We start from the raw sequence: 13,804 nt of genomic DNA, 5'->3' as shown, positions 1-13,804 counted from the left end.
AGACTCCTAAATACTAAAGTTGATCTAAAATTTATCTTATTTTGATTGAGAACCCTGTTTCGCGGCCACAAACTTGCAATTTTATCACGCAAGTTTAGCTTAAACTAAACAACATGCCTACTTTTGCGCTTAATAAGATGGAATTGCCCGTTACGGCAAGCGTTGAGGTGTGTTGGCTTGAGATCGATGGATCGGCTCCTTTTGTAGACTTTACCGCCCGCATGGAAAAGAGTGGTAAACGAAGCGATTTGGTCAAACTGTCCGTTCTTTTCGAAGAGATTGCGCACGGCCGGCAGCTGCCGCGAAACGCCCTCAAAGAGCTGAAGGGCGTTCCGGCCGAAGATGATTGGCGCGAGTACGAGCTAAGGAAGAATCAAATCCGGGTTTACTTTTTCTTGATTCCTCCTGATAACAACATCGTGGTAATGGGAGAATTCAAGAAAAAAGACAAAGAGCAGCGTAAAAACATTACTAAATTCCGGGAGATCAAAGCGGCCTTCAAAGCCGCCTATCTCCGGGGCGAACTAGAAGAAGAATGATCACTCAATCACTGGAAGAAAGAATGCGCGAGGAGGTTTACTGGACCACCAAAATCCAGCTGGAGTTGTTTCGGGAGATCAGCCATTACCTGTCGGAAACGGGCATGACCCGTACGGCCTTCGCCGATAAATTAGGGGTAAGCAAGGGCTACGTTTCTCAAATTCTCAATGGTGACTTTGACCACAAGCTCTCTAAAATGGTGACGCTTCTGCTGGCCATTGAGAAAGTTCCTCAGTTGCAATTCAAGCAACTTGATGCAGCCATTAAACAGGCGAAAGGGGAGGTGCCGATGATGCAGGCGGTTTATCGGGCTGCTCCGCAAAAAGTAAGGCTGGAGTCTGGTGGGCCAACCACTTCCGATCGTATCATTCAGGTGTCGAAAAAATCGACCTTCACCTTTAATGAATCTGCCTGATGATTACTTACAAGCTTATTGAAATCCAGGAGAAGGGGCTGTCCGTCTCTAATCCTATCCTTGAGCAGCCGAGTCAGCAGTTTTTACTCGGTTGGGATGTTGATGTGAACATCAAGTATCCCCAAAAAGGACAGCTGGACTTAACGATCAGAGCCAGCGCCGTTCAGGAAGATAACGAAGACCGAAGGCCATTTGCTTCAATAGTCGTTAGTCATTGTTTTGAAGTAGAAGGCATAGCAGAACAGCATCCTCAGCAGGCCTCTTTGGAAGATCGCCACCTTCTGGCCACACTCATCGGCGTATCTCTGGGCACCATCAGAGGGCTGATGTACGCCCGGACGGTTGCCATTTTGGGGAAAAATGTGTTTATGCCAATCATGAACCCGCTTGAGCTTCTCAACAACGCCTTTCCTTTGAAGTCTGTGGAGGAAGGCTAGGGAAGTCCCTGAATACCCGCCCCATTCCTTATCTTGCCGGTCACCACTTTGAAGAAACCCGCATAATGCAAATCACCGACCGAGAAAAGAAAACACAGGATCGCGTCATCAATCAACTCAACCTGGAATTGGGTTGGAAGTATGAGGGCGATTGGCATCATCGTCACAACAATCACTGCTTAGAGCGAAAGTATCTGGAGCAGTATCTCGCCAAACGGGGCTACGAGCCAGCGATAGCGAGTGCCGCTACCGATGAATTGCTGCGACTAGTCAACGATCAAAGCCGTGATTTATACCCGGTAAACAAGGACGTCTATAAGGCACTGCGCTACGGTATTCAGGTTAAACCGGGTGCCGGCGAAAACGATGTAGACGTTAATTTTATCGATTGGGAACACTACGACCGTAATGACTTCTACTGCGCCGAGGAAGTAACCGTGCAGGGAGAAGTAAATAAAAAGCGGCCGGATATCGTGTTGTATATAAATGGTATCGCTTTAGGGATAATTGAACTTAAGCGGACTTCCGTAAGCGTAGCCGACGGCATTCGCCAGTTGTACGGCAACCAGAAAGAGATGTACATCCGCTCTTTCTTCCACACCAGTCAACTGCTGATTGCTGCTAACGAGAGTCAGGGCCTGCGCTATGGCACGACCTTGACGCCGGAAAAATATTACCTGAAATGGAAAGACGAAGTACCGTCTGATGAGCCCGTGTTACTGCGCCGGGAGATCGCACAACTGCTCAATCGCGAGCGCTTTCATGAGATCGTGAAGAACTTCGTCCTTTTTGACGGAGGCGTCAAGAAAGTGTGCAGACCCCACCAGTTTTTCGGTATTCAGGCGGCGCGGACGCGGGTGCAGGGTTTGGATGAGGAGCCAGGAAAGGGCGGCATCGTCTGGCACACCCAGGGCAGTGGTAAGAGCCTGACTATGGTCTGGCTTGCCCGCTGGATCAAAGAAAACATCACGGACTCCAGAGTTGTGATTATTACGGATCGGGATGAACTGGACAAGCAGATCGTCCGGGTATTTGATCAGGCTGGTGATGATATTCGCCGGGCCACCAGCGGGGCAGACTTATTGAAGTTGCTCAACGAGCATCAGCCGCCGTTGATCTGTTCTTTGGTCCATAAATTCGGTACCCAGCTGGCTGGCGGGAAAGAAGTATCGGAGGAAGACTACGCCAAAGAACTACGCGCAGCCTTACCCAAGGGCTTCCGGGCCAAAGGCAATGTTTTTGTCTTCGTCGATGAATGTCATCGCACGCAATCGGGTAAGCTCAACGAAGCGATGAAGGAGGTCGTTTTACCGGATGCCGTTTTCGTCGGCTTCACCGGCACTCCGCTGATGGCTAAAGACAAAAAAAGGAGCATCGAGGTCTTCGGCTCTTACATCGGTAAGCCCTACAAGTTCAATGAAGCTGTTGAAGACGGGGTCGTCTTGGATCTTCGCTACGAGGCTCGCGACATCAACCAGCGCATCAGTAACCAAGCCGGTGTAGATGACTGGTTTGAAGCGAATACATCCGGGCTTAACGACATTGCCCGCCACCAGATCAAACAGAAGTGGGGCACAATGCAAAAGGTGCTGAGTAGTAAGAGTCGGCTGGACCAGATCGTGATGGACATCGAAATGGATTTTTCCAAACAGACCCGTTTGGAGACAGGCCAGGGTAACGCCATGCTTGTAGCGGGGTCTGTGTACGAAGCCTGTCGCTATTACCAGTTGTTTCAGGAAACCTCCCTGGGCAACCATTGTGCCATCGTCACTTCTTACACACCTGCCGCAGGAAAAGTGAGCAAGGAAGATAGCGGTGAAGGTGCCACCGAAGAACTGCTCAAATACGACATCTATCGAAAAATGCTCGGCGACAAAGACGCCGAAACCTTCGAGCGAGAGGCAAAGAAAAACTTTATTGAGGAGCCCGGTCGAATGAAGCTGCTCATCGTGGTAGATAAACTACTCACGGGTTTTGACGCGCCCTCCGCCACCTACCTCTACATTGACAAGAGCATGCGGGACCATGGCTTGTTTCAGGCTATCTGCCGGGTTAACCGACTGGATGGCGAAGGCAAGGATTACGGTTATATTGTTGACTACAAAGACCTGTTCAAAAGCCTGGAAAAATCCATCACGGACTATACCAGCGAAGCCTTCGACAGCTACGATGAAGAAGACGTCGCCGGCCTGATCAAAGACCGCATCGCCGAAGGCCGCGAACGATTGATGGATGCTCTAGATGCCTGTGAAGCACTAATTGAGCCCATTGGCAGCCAGTTAATGGAACCACAACTGGACTATTTTTGTGGGCGGGAAAGCGATCAGACTAAAGACCTGGAAGAGCTCGAGCAACGCCGTAAAGTTTTGTACAAGCTGACCGCCGAGCTATCACGCGCGTACGCTGCCCTGGCCAACGACATGGACAAGGCTGGTTTCTCCGTTTCCCGAACCGTCTCGATAAAAAGACGAGCCGGACACTTTGAAAAACTCCGGGAAAGCGTTCAACTACGTAGCAACGATCGCATTGATATGAAGATGTATGAAGCCAAAATGCGACGCCTCATCGACATGTATATTGTAGCAGAACACAGCCGGAAAATTTCTGAACTAGAGGATTTCTCTCTGATTGAATTAATCGTTAAGCGGGGAATTACCGAGGCTGTTAAAGAATTACCGGATAGCATTCGGGAAAGCGAAGACAATGTCGCTGAAACCATCAACGCCAACGTCCGCGATGAAATCGTTGAAAAGCGTGCGACTAATCCGGAGTTTTTCGCCCGGATGTCAGAATTATTGGAAGAAATCATCCGGCTGCGGGCAGACCGGGCTATCGAATACGAAGACTATCTGGCCCGGGTAGCTGCCCTTACTTTGGAAATGCGAGGACAAACTAAAGTTCAGAACTATCCAACCTCCTTGCGTACGCCACGTCAGAAAGCGCTTTATGACAACTTGGGCAAAGATCTGGAATTAAGCCTGGCGATGGATAGCGCCGTTAAGTATAGTGCAAAAGACGGTTGGCTGGACAGTCCAATGAAAGAGCGGGCCGTCGTTAGGGCAGTCCAAAAACAGCTAAGGGGCACGGACTACGATCTGAAAAAAATTATGGAACTGGTTAAAGCGAATGCTGATGAATAATCCGGAAACAAAGCACATTGCGGGAATTCCGGTAGAGATCGAATACAAGGATGTGAAGCACTTGCACCTCAGTGTACACCCTCCCGACGGGGATGTTCGTGCAGTGGTACCAACAGCAACCAAGGCTGACAAAGTGCACCTTTTTGTGGTGTCACGCCTGGGTTGGATCCGGCGAAAAAAAAGGGAAATGGCAAAGCAGCCCCGTAAGCCTCCCCAACAATACACAGAGGGCGAAAGTGTTTTCCTGTGGGGTAAGCAATATCGAATTCGTTTGAAAAGAACAGCCGGAAGACACACGGTAAGCCTTTCAGGGGATTGGCTGGAAATGTCCATTCGGGACGGTACAGATCGGGCGGGCCGGCAGCGAGTAATACATAAATTCTATCGGAAAGAATTAACCAATGAAATCCCTAGGCTATCCAAAGAGTGGGAGGCAAAAACAGGCTTGCGTGCAGATGAGTACCGCATTAAAATGATGTACACCAAATGGGGAAGTTGTAATGTAGATGCCAGACGGATCTGGCTAAATCTTGAATTGGCGAAGCATTCAAAAGCTTGTCTTAGCTACATCCTTTTACATGAATTGCTCCACTTTGAAGAGCGCAGCCATACCGCTCGCTTTCAAGCGCTCATGACACAGCACCTTCCTGCCTGGAGAAATTTACGAGAGACTTTGAATAATGGTTTTCCTGGTCTGCCTGATTTATACTCCCAGGGGAGTATCGTCAGGAAATAGAGACGCTTTAAGGTTCGACGTGAGACCGTTACTCTGCCGGGTTTCTCGCGCGATTGCCCTATATAGTTGTCAAAGCGGCCTGATGATTGTATGACTCTTGACTATCTTCGCCCCCTATGGCAAAGGCAAAGAAAAAAGGCTCAAAAAAGGTAACTCCTCTTATGGCTCAGTACGCCCAGGTGAAGGCTAAGCACCCGGATGCACTGCTCCTCTTTCGCGTCGGAGACTTTTATGAGACTTTCGGCGAAGACGCCGTCAAGGCGGCCCAAACCCTGGGGATCATCCAAACCAGCCGCAACAACGGAGGGTCTGACGTAGAACTGGCCGGTTTCCCTTACCACAGCCTGGATATGTACCTGCCGCGCCTCGTTAAGGCTGGCCACCGCGTCGCCATCTGTGAACAGCTCGAAAAGCCATCGAAGGAGAAGAAAATCGTTAAGCGCGGCGTCACCGAGATCGTTACGCCCGGCCTCGCCGTAAACGATAAACTGCTCGACCATAAATCCAACAACTACCTCGCCTGTGTCGCTTTTGCCGGAGGGAAGAAAGACCACTTCGGCCTGAGCCTGCTCGATATCTCTACCGGGGAATTTCTCTGCGCCGAAGGCCCGTCTGATTATGTCGACAAACTGTTGCAAAGCTTCCAGCCCAAGGAAATCGTCGTCAATAAAGGCCGCAAAAAAGAGTTCCTCAACATCTTCGGCGACCGGTTCTACATCACGCCGCGCGACGAGTGGATTTTCACCACAGATTATACCCAGGAAAAACTCCTCCGCCAGTTCAACGCCGTAAGCCTCAAAGGTTTTGGTGTCGATAAAATGGAGCTGGGTCAGATTGCCGCCGGGGCAATCATGCATTACCTCGAAACAACCGAAAACAAGAACCTTCAGCACGTTACCCGCATCAACCGGCTGGCCAACGACCGCTACGTGTGGCTCGATCGCTTCACTATCCGTAACCTCGAATTACTCCACTCACCGCACGACAACGGCGTGCCGCTGGTGCAAGTAATGGATCATACCGTCACGCCCATGGGCGGGCGGCTGCTGCGCAAATGGGTCGTGCTGCCACTGCTCGACCAAAAGGCCATCGAGAGCCGCCATGCTGTGGTGCGCTCCTTCGTGGAAAACGCAGTTTTACTGCAGGACCTCGATGAGCACCTCCGCAAAATCGGTGACCTCGAACGACTCATTTCCAAGGTTCCGCTGGGCAAGGTGAACCCCCGCGAAATCCGGTCGCTTTCCGATGCCCTCTGTGCCCTCGAACCGATCAAAGAACTATTGGCCGGTACCGATAACCCGGTGCTCAAAGATATTTCCGACAAGCTGGATCCGCTACCCGCCGTATGCGGCGAAATAAACCGCCAGCTCATGGAGTCTCCCGCCGTAAACCTGAACAAAGGCGGCGTCATCGCCGACGGCTACGACCCTGATCTCGACGAGCTGCGCGACATCACGCGCAACGGCAAAGCCATGCTCGCCGGCATCCAGCAACGGGAAGCCGAACGCACCGGTATCAGTAGCCTGAAGATCGGTTTCAACAACGTCTTCGGCTACTATCTCGAGGTTACGAATAAATACAAAAACCAGGCTCCGGAGGAATGGACGCGCAAGCAGACCCTCACCAACGCCGAACGCTACATCACCGAAGAACTCAAAGTGCTGGAGGATAAAATCCTCAACGCCGAGGATAAAATTCTGCAGCGCGAAGAAGAGCTGTACGAAGAGTTGGTGATCTGGTTGCAGCAATACATCAGCCCGGTGCAGCACAATGCTGCGCTCGTTGGTCAGCTCGATTGCCTGCTCAGTTTCGCCAAGCTGGCCAACCGCAACCGCTACGTGGAACCAGTGCTCGACGACAGCAAGGATATCGAGATCGTTCAGGGGCGTCACCCCGTTATCGAAAAGCAGCTGGCGGTGGGCGAGGCGTACGTCCCCAACGATGTTTCCCTTGATCCCGAAGGACAGCAAATCATCATGATCACCGGCCCCAACATGAGTGGTAAGTCGGCTCTGCTGCGGCAAACCGCCCTCATCTGCCTGATGGCGCAGATGGGCAGCTTTGTGCCCGCCGAGCGCGTTCGGCTTGGCCTCATCGACCGGGTGTTTACCCGCGTTGGTGCCTCCGATAACATCAGCTCCGGCGAATCGACCTTCATGGTGGAAATGAACGAGACGGCGAGCATCATGAACAACATCACCGACCGATCACTCATTCTGCTCGATGAAATCGGCCGGGGAACAAGTACCTTCGATGGCATCAGTATAGCCTGGGCCATCGCCGAATACCTGCACAGCAACGGTAAAACGAAGCCCAAGACGCTTTTCGCCACCCACTACCACGAACTCAACGAACTGGGCGACCGACTGGAACGTATCAAAAACTACCACGTTTCCATCAAGGAGCACGGCAATAAAATCATCTTCCTGCGCAAACTGATGCCGGGCGGCTCCAACCACAGTTTCGGTATCCACGTAGCGCAAATGGCCGGTATGCCGCGCGAGATCGTGCGGCGGGCAACGGACATTCTGGCCCAGCTGGAGTCTCAGCACATCGAACAGGATGCAGTAGGCGCGGTCGCAGGTGCAGACAACGGTAACGGGCAGGGACCAGCCGTGAAGCCAGTCGCTGCGAATACCTTTACCCAGCCCGCTCCCCAACTCTCGATCTTCGAAACCGTAGATCCTACGGCGGGCAAAATAAAAGCCGCCCTCGAAGAAGTCAACATCAACAACATGACACCGATCGAGTGCATGATGAAACTGCAGGAAATGCTGGGGCTCCTCGAATAGCCCCGGCCACCTCCGCCTCCGGCGGATAGCCGGGTCGCCAGTCCAATTCTTTTAGCCTGGCGAAGCCGGATAAAAGTTGGCCTGGCGACTCCCGCCCACGACCCTAGGTTGCTCCTCCCCGCTGTTCACCGGAGGTGAAGGCGGCCGGGAAAATTTACCGTTGCCAGCGTACCTTTGCTCCATGTCTTTCTACCAATCTTTGGCTAAAACCGGCACCAGGTATTTCGGTAAGGCCTTTCTTTTTAAGCACGGTTTCAACCTCTCCCCGATGTACCGCCGCAGCACGGCCCGTATTACCAAGGTGACCGGGGATATGCTGAAGGTGAAAATCCGCTTGCCGCTGAGCTATAAAAACAGCAATTACGTTGGGTCCATCTTCGGGGGGAGCATGTTCTCTGCCGTAGATCCCATTCCCATGGTTCAACTCATCAATCTGCTGGATGAGAACTATGTAGTATGGGACAAATCCGCTGAAATATCGTTCAGAATCCCCGCAAGGGAAGACCTGTATGCCGAGTTTACTTACACCGAAGAGGAGTTGGCCGAAATCAAAGCCCGCATTGCCAGCGAACGGGAAATTGACATCGTTAAAGTGACCCGTTTGACCGACAAGACCGGAAGCAAGGTCTTCTGCGAAGTGCGCAAGACCGTCTATGTTGCCGATAAAGATTACTACCGGGAGAAACGGGCCGCCCGCAGGAAGAAATAAACCCTGGCTCATTCGCCAGTACACCTTCCGGGGGGGGCATTTCTCCTCTATCCTGCGCAATTTGACCACGTAAACTGTTCATGCCGGTATGAATGTATTCCCCTGAAAAAATAGCTGTCGATCCAGGTCGCTACCGCTTCACGTACCGTAAGCTCTTCAGGAAGCGCCCGTCTCTGACTACAATCAAATAGACTCCGGCAGGAACGCTCCGTAATTCAATCGGAACGGACCGTTCGCTGTGCCCGGGTATGCTGTGCTGCATCAATTGCCCGGCGGCGTTATAAACGTCTATGCTGCTGATGGAGGGGAGTGGATTCCCACGGTTGAATATTTGCAGGAGGCCGGGGCCGGGGTTATTGGTCAGGTAAAGGTTTTTGAGTCGGTTTTCTGCTACGTCGGAAGAGCAACCGGCGAGTGCTGATGAGAAATTCCGGTAGGCAAGGTGATCGTTTCTGCCGTTCATCTCTACCGGGTACTCCACCGTAGTGCCACGGTGGTTCATCCGGTAGATATTGCTGCTGAGCGCGCAGGTGAAGAGCTCTCCGTTGTTCCCGTCGAGCCAGTCATTATTCGTAAAGTAAAGGTATCGTTTACCCGGCCGGTCTTCTTCTCCCATATACCAGGCGCAGGAGGTGAGGGCCGTCAGGTTGATCTCCCGGAGGTCGGTACTTCCAACGTGGACCTCCTCAATGTTGAACCGGGCTTCCTGGTTGTTCCCTATCCTGATGGTCATCTCCAGTTCCAGAACAAGGCCTCCGGTGGTATCCGCTCTGCAAATCATTTCTTCCAGCGGGGTATGAATGTTTTCGCACGAACAGGCAGCGAGATAGACGGAACTGAAAAGCAGGGTGAAAATCACGAGTAGTGTTCGGGTAAGCATAAATGGGATTTACCAGGTCAGACGTAGCAGGAAACGAGGTCCGTTGGTTGTAGTGGGCTTTTTTGCCCGTCATTCTTTTCAGGCGCGACCGCAGGTGCCGGGTCGGTTTTTGGAGCGGCAATGCGGCTATCGGTCTTCTCCTTTTTGACAAGGCACTACTGGCTAGCCCACTAGTCTTTGAGAAGGTGCTCCGCCTCGGTGCTGACTTCCAGACCGGCCCAGCTTGCCCGGCCGGCATACACGAGGTGCTCATGTTGCCAAAACTCTACTTCCAGCTCCGAGCGGATACTCTCGTTTATCTTACCGGTCATCGCAGCCCCGGTGATCGGGCTGGCCAGGTCGCCACCCTCCGAGGGGTGGCCGGTGATGATGAGCTGAGCCTCCAGGCTGCTGAAGTGAACCTTTACCGTACTCAACGCTCTGTCGAACGTTGTTTGCACCTGCGACCCCGCCCAGGTCGTAAACAGGTGAAGCTCACCTTCGAAAAGGAAAGTTGCCAGGAAACCCCGGAACGATGAGCCAAGCCAGGGAATACTCGCAACGCTGGCCATCAGGCTGGCGGGCTGGTCCGTACCCGAAAGGTGGTTGCTCTGGCACCATATCCACGCGTTGGGGAAGCCGCTGCCCCAGTCTTTTTCGGTATAGCCGATGCCTCCCGCCGCATTGTGGGCAAGCCCGCCAACGGTGATGGTTCCCCGCAATTTATGGTGCAAACTCACCAGCCCGTGGTAGCACTGCATGCGGGGCACGAAACTGTACCAACCCATCACGCCGGGAGCGAGGAAACGCTTGGGCCACGGCTTTACTTCGTCGAAATGAAGATCGACTTGCAAGCCCGGCAAATCAATGATAAGTCTGTCTTCTGCGAAAAAGTGAGGGCCGAGCTTCAGGGAGAAATGCTCGGTTGCAGGAAGGAAGTCATCCACCCCGTACCGGTGATAAACGGAGGTGGACGCGACCCCGTCGAGTACCTGCAGGAAGGAGTGCCCCGTGCCGTCGGCTCCGTAACTGATGCCGGGGATGAAGGCGTAAGCCAGGTTTTGTTCCGGAACAACAACTTTGAAGTACCACCCTTCGAAATAATCGCGGGTCCGGCCCCAGCCCTGAAAACGGGGAGGGTCGAAGGTCGACTTACGGCGAAGAAGAAAGTCTTTCATAACGCTGTTACTTGGTCCGGATTGCTTTTACTGTTTCCCGGCAAAGCGCCAGGAACATCTCCGTCGTGGCCAGGGGGCTCCCGGTAGTGTAGTAGGGGTTGGCCGAATGCTTCACAATGACCGTATGGGTGGTCGGGTTAACATAAATGAACTGGTTGTAGACTCCGATAGCGAGAAACTCTCCCTCATCTCCGGCAGGGACCCACCATTGGTAGCCGTACCCGAGGCTGTGGGATGAATTTGTGCGCTCTCCCGGCTGCAGGTGCGGGGCATCGGGCGTAACGGAAGCTGTTACCCACTCTGCTGTTACCACCTGTTTACCCCGCCAGTTGCCTTTGTGTTCGTAGAGGCTGCCAAGCCTGGCGCAATTGCGTACGGTCGTGTTCAGGCCCCCCAGGGCCATCTCCATCCCGGTGTCGTCGGTCAGCCAGTAGGAGTCGTGCTCCATCCCGAGGGGAGTCCAGAGTTTTTCCTGGGCGTATTCAGTAACGCCTTTTCCCGTAGCTTTTACCAGCACCATCCCTAATACGTGGGTGTTGATGCTGACGTAATGATTGAAAGTACCGGGCGCTTTCTCCCGCACCAGGCTTGCGGCAAAGTCATCCTGGCTGGTTCCCCAGGCAAAGCCCCGTCCCCAGCGGTTGATGTCAGACCAAAAATCACCGTAGTCTTCGTTGAATGCCACCCCGGACGACATCTGGAGCACATCTTTAATTCGAACGCCCTCGTATCCTGAGCCTGACAGTTCCGGGCAGTATTCATCTACCGTTTGTTCAATGCTGGTTATGTCGCCCTCAGCCAGGGCAATGCCAAAGAGGGCAGAAAGGAATGACTTAGAGACCGACCACACGATCTGCGGCGTCCCGGCGGTATGTCCGCGCAGGTATTCTTCGTGAACGATGGTGTCGTTCTGAAGGATCAGAAAACCAGTAGTGTAAGTGGAATCAAGAAAGGACGAAACGTCCATGGTCAGCCCGGCGTAACTGAAACTTGAAGGAAGCGGGAAGGCGGCATCGCGCTTAGGGAAAGGGGCAGGAGCGGAAGCTTTAACCTCCTTGATGGTAATTGTCTGATTGGTCGTCCGGAAGTTCTCGACGATGATGTCTTTGTCGAAAAAGTGCATCACCTTGTTCACTCGTTCCAATTTGGGGTAGTAGTACGCACCTGCCACCACGAGGAGGACAACGAAGGCCAAGAGGATTTTTTGGTATGTCTTCATAACCGGGAAGATAACATTAGCATAGTGGACGATTTGTCTTTCTTGTCGGCATAGCACTTTTACCATTTGTGCCCAAAAAAATGCGCGAACGGTAACAAAACCGTTCGCGCATCCGAAGCGACATCATCCGGGTCAGCTAAATGAAAGCCGGACCGTTGGAATGTCCGAAGAAGTTTACTTAGCGTCGTTGTAACGCTTCTCTACTTCGTCCCAGTTAACTACAGAGAAGAAAGCCTCGATGTAGTCAGGGCGACGGTTCTGGTAGTTGAGGTAGTAGGCGTGCTCCCAAACGTCGAGGCCGAGGATGGGGGTTCCCTGTACGTCGGCAACGTCCATGAGTGGGTTGTCCTGGTTAGGGGTGGAGGTAACGGCGAGGTGACCGTTTTCGGCGACAACGAGCCAGGCCCATCCGGAACCGAAACGGCTGCCTGCGGCAGCCGCGAAAGCATCCTTGAAGGCATCGAAGCCACCAAGGTCTTCTGCAATGGCGTTGGCGAGGTCGCCTGATGGCTTGCCGCCACCATTAGGGCTCATCACTTTCCAGAACAGGCTGTGGTTGTAAAAGCCACCACCGTTGTTGCGTACCGCGGTGCTGTGCTTAGACACATCGGCCAGGATGTCTTCCAGCTTCGCGTCAGCGAGGTCAGTGCCGTCAATGGCAGCATTGAATTTGGTGGTGTAACCGTTGTGGTGTTTGGTATGGTGGATCTCCATAGTCCGCGCGTCAATGTGTGGTTCGAGGGCGTCGTAGTCGTAGGGGAGCTTGGGTAATTCGTACATGTATCGTATTATTTTGATGGGTAGGCCAGTGTTCAGCTGGCTTAGTCCCGATATAACGTTGAATCGGGGCTGTGGTTTTATTGGCGAGTAGAGTTTTTATGGCCTCTAGTTTTTTGGGCGCGGGCGCAGGTGCAAAGAAGGTTAATTTAGCACTGATGCGCCGCTTCCTCAAAACAATGGTCCGCTACAGTTTGTAGGCAGTGAGATGACTTAACTTCCGTGCTTAGCAAATGGGCGCAAACCAGATTGTCGCGATTGCTCCTCCCCAGCGCAGCGGTGTGGGGAGGCTGGGAGGGGGTTGAGCGACAACCTGGTTTGCGCCCTAGCAAATCTTGCAGGGTGGCAACAGCGTCATATCTCGTCTAACATGCCTGCCGGTAGCCTTCTTTCGCTGCGCGTCTTCTGCGAGGTGACGGGGCAAAGAAGCAAACCCCTCGGGCTGTGTCTCCGGCTAATCACTAATACGGTCACTGCTGGCCTAAAAAGCAAAAACTCACCATCAAACTTGCCCTTCGAAGTCTTGTGACCGTCGGGTATAATAGCCTTTCGGAAATGCAGCAACTCTGTGTTGGCTCATACAACTTGCTTTTCTTAACGGCCACCAGCAACCGCATTAGTGGCCGGGGCCAAGGCCGAAGTAGCTGCGCAATGAAAATAGTCGAAGGCATCGGTAGATAAGTTCTACTCCGACTGAATCCAACAGGAAAATTATGCGACCGTAAGTCGCTAATCCCTGCTGTTCACCAGAAGTGAAGGTGGCCGGGCAAAGCTTTACTTCAATGCTCCAACTTTCGTAATTGAGAGCAAAGCACAGAGCTCCGACACTCCGGCTTCGGCCTTGGCACCGGCAGTGGAATGCAGTTTTTGAAGCCGTTAAAAAATGGAAACTGTCTGAGCGTTCCCGAAGCCTCAGGGTCAGCACCAAACACTTCGACGGACTGACAAGCCAGGAAACAACCCGACCAACGCCGAAGCGAGTTTTTCCATTTTAGGCTTCAA

11 protein-coding genes are annotated in these 13,804 nt (G+C 52.8%); 7 read left to right on the top strand and 4 right to left on the bottom strand.

The window, feature by feature from the left end; translation table 11 throughout:
• The first annotated feature begins 113 nt into the window (after positions 1-113).
• From FUA23_RS20080 to FUA23_RS20050, 7 genes are all read left to right on the top strand, one after another.
• Positions 114-539, top strand: coding sequence for a hypothetical protein (locus FUA23_RS20080; RefSeq protein ID WP_147932568.1), 426 nt, complete (start codon positions 114-116; stop codon positions 537-539).
• A complete protein-coding gene (locus FUA23_RS20075) occupies positions 536-955 on the top strand; it encodes a helix-turn-helix domain-containing protein (protein ID WP_147932567.1) in 420 nt (139 codons plus the stop codon). The genes FUA23_RS20080 and FUA23_RS20075 overlap by 4 nt, the downstream gene beginning before the upstream one ends.
• Positions 955-1,392, top strand: coding sequence for a hypothetical protein (locus tag FUA23_RS20070; protein ID WP_147932566.1), 438 nt, complete (start codon positions 955-957; stop codon positions 1,390-1,392). The genes FUA23_RS20075 and FUA23_RS20070 overlap by 1 nt, the downstream gene beginning before the upstream one ends.
• 65 nt (positions 1,393-1,457) lie before the next feature.
• Positions 1,458-4,532, top strand: a complete 3,075-nt coding sequence (locus FUA23_RS20065) for a type I restriction endonuclease subunit R (RefSeq protein ID WP_147932565.1) — start codon at positions 1,458-1,460, stop codon at positions 4,530-4,532.
• On the top strand, positions 4,525-5,268 hold the full coding sequence (locus FUA23_RS20060; RefSeq protein ID WP_187271146.1) for a M48 family metallopeptidase: 744 nt from the start codon (positions 4,525-4,527) through the stop codon (positions 5,266-5,268). The genes FUA23_RS20065 and FUA23_RS20060 overlap by 8 nt, the downstream gene beginning before the upstream one ends.
• A 116-nt stretch (positions 5,269-5,384) precedes the next feature.
• Positions 5,385-8,060, top strand: a complete 2,676-nt coding sequence (gene mutS, locus FUA23_RS20055; protein ID WP_147932563.1) for a DNA mismatch repair protein MutS — start codon at positions 5,385-5,387, stop codon at positions 8,058-8,060.
• Between the two features lie 181 nt (positions 8,061-8,241).
• Positions 8,242-8,769 (top strand): DUF4442 domain-containing protein, encoded by a 528-nt coding sequence (locus FUA23_RS20050; RefSeq protein ID WP_147932562.1) that lies wholly within the window; start codon positions 8,242-8,244, stop codon positions 8,767-8,769.
• A 130-nt stretch (positions 8,770-8,899) separates the two neighbouring features.
• Here the strand turns inward: FUA23_RS20050 and FUA23_RS20045 are convergent, their stop codons facing one another.
• The 4 genes from FUA23_RS20045 to FUA23_RS20030 form a co-directional block, all read right to left on the bottom strand.
• The gene (locus FUA23_RS20045; RefSeq protein ID WP_147932561.1) at positions 8,900-9,649 is read right to left on the bottom strand and encodes a T9SS type A sorting domain-containing protein; all 750 of its coding nucleotides are present in this window, start codon (positions 9,647-9,649) and stop codon (positions 8,900-8,902) included.
• A 170-nt stretch (positions 9,650-9,819) separates the two neighbouring features.
• On the bottom strand, positions 9,820-10,806 hold the full coding sequence (locus FUA23_RS20040) for a tocopherol cyclase family protein (RefSeq protein ID WP_147932560.1): 987 nt from the start codon (positions 10,804-10,806) through the stop codon (positions 9,820-9,822).
• A 7-nt stretch (positions 10,807-10,813) separates the two neighbouring features.
• The gene (locus tag FUA23_RS20035) at positions 10,814-12,025 is read right to left on the bottom strand and encodes a serine hydrolase domain-containing protein (protein WP_147932559.1); all 1,212 of its coding nucleotides are present in this window, start codon (positions 12,023-12,025) and stop codon (positions 10,814-10,816) included.
• A gap of 174 nt (positions 12,026-12,199) precedes the next feature.
• Positions 12,200-12,805, bottom strand: a complete 606-nt coding sequence (locus FUA23_RS20030; protein ID WP_147932558.1) for a superoxide dismutase — start codon at positions 12,803-12,805, stop codon at positions 12,200-12,202.
• Between the last annotated feature and the right edge of the window lie 999 nt (positions 12,806-13,804).

The sequence above is a fragment of the Neolewinella aurantiaca genome, from assembly GCF_008014675.1.
Classification (GTDB): domain Bacteria; phylum Bacteroidota; class Bacteroidia; order Chitinophagales; family Saprospiraceae; genus Neolewinella; species Neolewinella aurantiaca.
The sequence above is the reverse complement of the archived record's forward strand: the minus strand, read 5'-3'. Positions and strand labels throughout refer to the sequence as shown.

Bases quoted from the DNA above. Each gene is read 5' to 3' on its own strand.
- FUA23_RS20075 (WP_147932567.1), top strand. From the start codon at position 536: ATGATCACTCAATCACTGGAAGAAAGAATGCGCGAGGAGGTTTACTGG.
- FUA23_RS20035 (WP_147932559.1), bottom strand. From the start codon at position 12,025: ATGAAGACATACCAAAAAATCCTCTTGGCCTTCGTTGTCCTCCTCGTG.
- FUA23_RS20045 (WP_147932561.1), bottom strand. From the start codon at position 9,649: ATGCTTACCCGAACACTACTCGTGATTTTCACCCTGCTTTTCAGTTCC.
- FUA23_RS20070 (WP_147932566.1), top strand. From the start codon at position 955: ATGATTACTTACAAGCTTATTGAAATCCAGGAGAAGGGGCTGTCCGTC.
- FUA23_RS20050 (WP_147932562.1), top strand. From the start codon at position 8,242: ATGTCTTTCTACCAATCTTTGGCTAAAACCGGCACCAGGTATTTCGGT.
- mutS (WP_147932563.1), top strand. From the start codon at position 5,385: ATGGCAAAGGCAAAGAAAAAAGGCTCAAAAAAGGTAACTCCTCTTATG.
- FUA23_RS20040 (WP_147932560.1), bottom strand. From the start codon at position 10,806: ATGAAAGACTTTCTTCTTCGCCGTAAGTCGACCTTCGACCCTCCCCGT.
- FUA23_RS20065 (WP_147932565.1), top strand. From the start codon at position 1,458: ATGCAAATCACCGACCGAGAAAAGAAAACACAGGATCGCGTCATCAAT.
- FUA23_RS20080 (WP_147932568.1), top strand. From the start codon at position 114: ATGCCTACTTTTGCGCTTAATAAGATGGAATTGCCCGTTACGGCAAGC.
- FUA23_RS20060 (WP_187271146.1), top strand. From the start codon at position 4,525: ATGAATAATCCGGAAACAAAGCACATTGCGGGAATTCCGGTAGAGATC.
- FUA23_RS20030 (WP_147932558.1), bottom strand. From the start codon at position 12,805: ATGTACGAATTACCCAAGCTCCCCTACGACTACGACGCCCTCGAACCA.